The organism is Bartonella sp. AP1QHHD (assembly GCF_042196265.1).
Classification (GTDB): Bacteria; Pseudomonadota; Alphaproteobacteria; order Rhizobiales; family Rhizobiaceae; genus Bartonella.
Genome location: NZ_JBHIPW010000095.1, coordinates 1 through 6010 on the forward strand (window position 1 = coordinate 1; position 6010 = coordinate 6010).

Annotated in this window: 5 protein-coding genes and 1 pseudogene; all 6 read right to left on the reverse strand. The window is 39.3% G+C overall.

Annotated features, from left to right (window positions below):
• Positions 1–1277: 1277 nt before the first annotated feature.
• Positions 1278–1644 (reverse strand): annotated as a pseudogene (locus tag ACFIME_RS09905) (hypothetical protein); the annotation flags it as partial.
• Between the two features lie 11 nt (positions 1645–1655).
• Positions 1656–2036, reverse strand: a complete 381-nt coding sequence (locus ACFIME_RS08840; RefSeq protein WP_375637192.1) for a hypothetical protein — start codon at positions 2034–2036, stop codon at positions 1656–1658.
• An 11-nt stretch (positions 2037–2047) separates the two neighbouring features.
• Complete coding sequence (locus tag ACFIME_RS08845) at positions 2048–2428, reverse strand: hypothetical protein (RefSeq protein WP_375637190.1); 381 nt, start codon at positions 2426–2428, stop codon at positions 2048–2050.
• 20 nt (positions 2429–2448) lie between these two features.
• On the reverse strand, positions 2449–3576 hold the full coding sequence (locus ACFIME_RS08850) for a N4-gp56 family major capsid protein (RefSeq protein WP_375635112.1): 1128 nt from the start codon (positions 3574–3576) through the stop codon (positions 2449–2451).
• 92 nt (positions 3577–3668) lie between these two features.
• Positions 3669–4562, reverse strand: a complete 894-nt coding sequence (locus ACFIME_RS08855; RefSeq protein WP_375684817.1) for a hypothetical protein — start codon at positions 4560–4562, stop codon at positions 3669–3671.
• Between the two features lie 13 nt (positions 4563–4575).
• On the reverse strand, positions 4576–6010 hold a 1435-nt coding region (locus ACFIME_RS08860; RefSeq protein ID WP_375684818.1), incomplete at its 5' end, for a phage portal protein.

A 6010-nucleotide genomic window follows, 5' to 3' on the forward strand; every position in this document is an offset into this window, starting at 1 on the left:
AATGAATGCATATATACAAAACGTATCATATTGCAAGCGCTCTATGAGAGATATGAAAACTTATCAAAAGGAATGTAAATGTGCGTATGATCTTTAATCACTCATTTGAATGAGAGAGCCTATAAACGCTTGTTATGGCTATTAAACAAATTAAAACGCTTGGTAGGTTTAACAATCCAATCAAAAGCAAATGCATATTCAATAAATATATGTAAAAAACGTTCTTTTTATATTTACGATCATTGGTTTTTAAAAGCAGATTTTCATAAGATAAATAAACAAACGCTTTTATAAAGTGTAAGGTTTTCAAGATTTTGCTCTGCTGTGAAAGCTAAATCTTAGTTTTCTCATAAATGAAACGTTTTTAAGAGCAAATGATAACTAAGTTATAACTGTTATAAAAAAAAGTTTTAACGTTTCTTATAAAGATCTCATTTTATGTTTCAAACGTTTAAACGTGCATTTAAAGAGGTTCTCATAAGCGTATTTGTACTTTTCATTAAAAGATAATTTCTTTAAATATTAGCCGGTCCATTTTGGGGATGTTATCTTAGAATAGAGCATTCTTAAATATTACAGCTTTTGACTCAAAATTAAGTAAAAACCCATGCCTTATGATGTTACAATGGTTTTAAATTTTTCTTGCTTGCATTATATCATTAAAAAGCTTTTGATTTCATAAGACATAACATTGTGATTTTCATTCTATATGTCATGATATTATATTTATGCTGATTACTTATCATTTTCTAAACTTTTAGAAAGCGTTTTAAAAGTGATCTTGTCTTTAAATCCTTTTATGCAATCTTTATAAATTAAACCTATAAGCTTATAAAAGTTTTAAATGATTACTTTCTTATAGGATACTATAACATCTTTAGATTTTGCGCTCCCCAATTTTGGGGACCGTTAATTTTGTTTTTATCATGCGATTAACAATCCAATCATTAAAACAAGATGTGATCTTTAAACGTATGTTATCGATAATTCCAAACAACTAAATTTTAAACAATGTGATTTGTACTGTGATAAAAACGTATCATAAGATTTATAAACTGTTATGAATGATAGCTGCTTTTCATTTCATTTGAATGCACACATGCGTTATAATATTTGTATCATGATTTGCTTTTTATGGTCTATTCATGCATGGCAATCTTATATAAAAAATGATCAAATGAATCATGCATAAAAGTGTGGATTCTTAAGTGGATTCATATAAAATAATTTCACACAACCTATTGACTTTATTGGTTTTTTTATGCATAATATGTTATCGAACTCAGATAAACGTTTTTGATTTTAACAGCACTTTCGATATGGCTGGTAGTGCTTGCATCATAAACACCTTGTCCCGCCCGTGTCTCAAACACCACATCACGGCTTTCGTTAAAGTAAAAGGTCTCCCGTTCACAAAAACGAATAGCTGCAAAAATGCTTTCTTGGATTTGTTGAACATACTCATCGGCTATGTCNAGCTGCAAAAATGCTTTCTTGGATTTGTTGAACATACTCATCGGCTATGTCATCAATCTCATCTTGAATAACCGACACTAAGTGCGAAAGTGTTCTCTTATGACGATAAACATCTCGCTTTACAGGTATCGGTCCTCCAGTCTTAACCCGAATATAATGACGTGTCATCAAAATACCTCTCAGTGATTAGTCACGAATTCAACGACTATACTTGCTTGACCAGCTTGTACCGTTTTGTCCGCTTTAGCATAGAGAGTAAGTTCTTCATCATAAGGGACAAATTCCTTCTGATTGGTGGGCTTAACCTCTTTTACTGCCTGTTGTTTGATTTCCGCTTCACCAAACTCAGTCCCTCCAGCAGTGCTGCCTATTTTGACCTTTGTGTCCGAAAATGCTGTCTTAACAAACACTTTAATTGAAGTAATCAAAGCACCACGAGGTAGCGTACCTATTCTCATAGCGTTTTCTTTATCTTCATAGCTAAAATTAAGCCGCAAAAAGCTTACCTGCTGGGTATGAAGATTTCTCCCTTGCAAGGGCTGTGGTAAATAATCTGCCATGTCTTATCCCCTCAATGATTTGTCACGAATTGCACAACCACAATACATTCACCAGCATCGGTGGTTTTGTCTCGTGTTGCATAAAGGGTCATCTCCTTATCATCTGCAACAAAAGACTTTTGATCTGTTGGCGTAAAATCTTGCGTGCCCTGGGCTTTGATGTCTTTTTCACTGAACTCATTGCCTCCATAGGTGCTGCCTATCTTTAATTTTGCCTCAGAAAACGCGGTCTTGACAAAAGCCTTCATCGAAGTGATCAAAGCGCCACGAGGTAATATCCCTATTTTCGTTGTGAGATGCTTATCTTTATGCGAGATATTTAACCGCAAAAAACTCACCTGTTGGGTGTGAAGATTTCTCCCCTGTAGTGGAGGTGGTAATTGATCTGCCATGTCTTGCTTCCTCCCTATGATTAATTATCAGGTTCACCACTGTAGGTGGGGATAACAATCGTTCCAAAATCTTGCGCTGCTTGAGAGCTATTTGGAAATTTGAAACGGGTTTTCTTCATGCCAATCAGTGTTTTCGCAGACAAACCATAGTAACGTTGATAGTCGAAATGCTCTTCCACCAATTTATAGCGATTGACATTGCGATTATTTCCAAAAGCCATAACGATACTTTGTGCTCCAAGAAAAACAGCACGACGCACACTTTTTTTCGCTGTATGATCGGTAGATTTAACCCCATGAGTGACATGTTCAGATTCACGTAAAATCACACCATTATACATGCCAAGAGAACCATCAAAAATCGGGTTCTTCGCGCGCGAACCCGTATAAGCAGCTTTCTGAATATCAAGCCACTGTCCAGTCTCTGTATTGGTGCGCAATTGCATCACTTGTGTTGGGTGCAAATAGAGAACATAAACACTCTCCCCATTCACACGTACTGGTCGAATTTTGGGATTAGCAAGTTTCGCCATTTTTACAGCTTCGTCAATAAGCTTCAAACTAAAGCTGTGTTTTGGCGCTTCACTGAGATCTTCATCCTTGGTTTTACCATCTGGACGGATAATTCGCTTACTACTTGGTGCCAGAGGTTCATTAAATCCATAATGCACATTCTCGATATCTATCATCCGATCTTCAAAAGAGATTGTCCTTGCTGTATATCCGCAAGCTTGAATGAAAAACATCAAGCTTAAGCGATCTGCATACCAATCAACTAAGCCATCTTTTGCTTCGTCGCGCAAATCAAACGTTGTACGTTGTTGCGCTATACTACCTTCATTTTCTACACGAACTGCATGCGAAAGTTCGTCAATATAGAGTCTGTCATGAAGGAATTGTAATGCCTCTTCATTCCCCTCAAGCGTCTGTCCTGAGGTAACACCACGTCCCAAAAGCTGTGTCCGTAAGCTAAATGTAACACAATCCCCTCTGCCTTTCTGTGTTTCGGTTTTAAGTTGAATAATGCTGTTTGAACCCTTGCCTATAAGAGGGGCAATAGGTATCGCCTTTGAAACTTCTGTATTTAATAATTTTGACCACGTGCTTATCGCATGAGGATCATCTGCTCTAACTGTTGTTAATGCCATTGATTTTACCTTTCTTTGCTGTAAAAAAAAACCGGCTTAAAAGCCGGATCATAGCCCTGTATAAAACAGACTAATTTCTATAAAATGCACTCTTAATACCCGTTACCAGCACCATGCAATTGCCGAAAAATTGCTTTATTTTTCGGATTTGATATCCAAGCGTCAAATTCTTCTTCTGACATCCTATCAATGCTTGCTAAAGTGATTGGTCCAACACTGCCCCCTCCACCAGATGCCGTTAAGGTTCTCGCAGAATTCTGCCGGCTTTGAAGCGCAGCAACTTGATTATTCGCTTGTAATGCTTGGTTCTGATAGCCAAGATTTTGCGCTATTCTATAAATCTCTTCTGCCGGATTGAGATCTCTTTGTGCACAAGTCGCTACAAGAGCATGCAATTGATCTCTTATAATCGCATCTATTGTGTTTTGTTGTCCATACTCAGGATAAAGTGATGACCAAGAACTCAATTCCTTTGCGCGTGCCTCATAAAGAAAATTTGCCGCGGCATCAAAATCACTGGATTTATTTTGAAACGACTTAACAGAATTATTAAAAAATTCACCAAGACGTATATCATGCTGCTGCTGTTCCTCAGCTTGTCTTAGCGCTTCTTTCTGTTCCCTAATATACGCATCTTGCTTTTGAATCTTATCTAGCATCCACGCCACTAAACGAACAGGGTCCTCACGTAGGTCTGGGGGTGCATTTTCACCTTCAACCATTGGCGTCTGGGATTGGGGTTCATAAAACTTTACAAGCGCTTCACGGGCTTGTTTGGCTTGTTGCTCCATACGCTGCTGTTCTATACTAGGAACAATCTCTGAAGGTTTTTCAACGGGCTGTGCAACCGGCTCTGGAGAGGTGACATCATCATTATCAATCGTTTCACCATCATAAGTGCCAGCATCAAAAGAGCTCTCATCATCAAAGACCGGTGCTCCAACTCTGTAATCTTCATTCATAGCTTCGTTCATTTCTGCATTCATTCTCTAACCTCTCTCAAATGCTTCTTCCTCTGTATGTTGCCGCTCTTTCACGCATGATTTGATTTTGCGCTCGTTCATTAAGAATACGCTCCCGTTCAAGCTCATGCTTCTGTTGCATCAATTCCGCTTCCAATTCTGCTCTCTTTTGACGCATGACCAATTCAATCTGCTTGCCTTGTAAATCCATCTGTTGCATCTGACTTTTAGCCGCAATATCTTGCTGCTTTTCCTGCAACTTCATTTCTTGTTCCGGATTCATTTGCTGTTGTTGGGCTTGTTGTGCCATTTGCTGCTGTTGCATCTTCTCACTCACACGATTAAGCAATGACGCAGGCAATGGAGAATAACGAAGTAGATCAAGCATAATATCCGGCGTAATCGCATTTTGAAGCAATGGGAGCAGCTGTGTGATGATACCAAAGGTGCGCTCTTTCTCATTCGGGCTGGTTGGGGCATCATCGACAACAATGTCATACTCGACACTCGTTACTTCTTCACGCGTCAATGGAATATATTGCGCATTCTCCTCACCAGATATCCGTACCAAACGACCATCGGACAAGTAATTCTGTATCAGATGCAAAATAATCTTACCCTGCCTTTTGCGATACAAACGTAAACCATCAAACAGACAAGCAAGCAGATTTAAACTGGATTGGCGTCGTTGTGCCTCCAAAATACCCGCTTGTGTCACTTCCCTTGTACCAATGAATTCGGGTGATAAACCCGTCACCTGATTAATTGCTTCCTTAGCTTCATTAAACAGCTGGAAAAAGCCCTCTGGAAACTGTGCTACAGGCTTTGGTTGTATCTTGCCTTCTGCAAGAGCGCCATCTTCAGCAACTAGCAACGCATCAGCCCGCGCCCAATCTTGCATAGCCTGCCTGATGTCCTTAAACGCCCCTTCCTCGACAATAAGCCCCCCTTTGGATTGGCTATTAAGGATATACATCACTTGACTAAAATATTTATTCGCCCACCGTTGTGGATCTTTTGTCGGGCGCACAACCCCATAAAATTGCCGTTCTATCTTGTCAAAATACCCCGTTATACACTCCCAACCCAATTGACCAGCTGGAACTAAAGGTTGATCGGGGGATTCAAGCAACTTTCTCCCTAAAAAAGCACGTCTTACAACCTTTTTATTGAAAGCTGCCCCTTGAATATCGGGCATCATGCACTGGAGCTGCTTAAATTCTTCCTCGCTATAATCACGAAGTTCTCCAGTGCTTAAATCGGGTGCCTTGTAATATCGCTCGCTTTCAAACCAACGGCATTCAACAAGCGTGACCATCCGACGACCGTTTTCAACATCAATGCTCCCCTCATCGCTGTAATAATCAAGATCATTATAGTGAACACCTTCATGAGAGCTCCCATCCCTTGCCCAATCTGCACTCAGCTCTGTCCAATGAGATTTGGGAAACATCTGCTTAGCTACTTCTAAC

Bases quoted from the DNA above. Each gene is read 5' to 3' on its own strand.
- ACFIME_RS08840 (WP_375637192.1), bottom strand. From the start codon at position 2,036: ATGGCAGATTATTTACCACAGCCCTTGCAAGGGAGAAATCTTCATACC.
- ACFIME_RS08845 (WP_375637190.1), bottom strand. From the start codon at position 2,428: ATGGCAGATCAATTACCACCTCCACTACAGGGGAGAAATCTTCACACC.
- ACFIME_RS08850 (WP_375635112.1), bottom strand. From the start codon at position 3,576: ATGGCATTAACAACAGTTAGAGCAGATGATCCTCATGCGATAAGCACG.
- ACFIME_RS08855 (WP_375684817.1), bottom strand. From the start codon at position 4,562: ATGAATGCAGAAATGAACGAAGCTATGAATGAAGATTACAGAGTTGGA.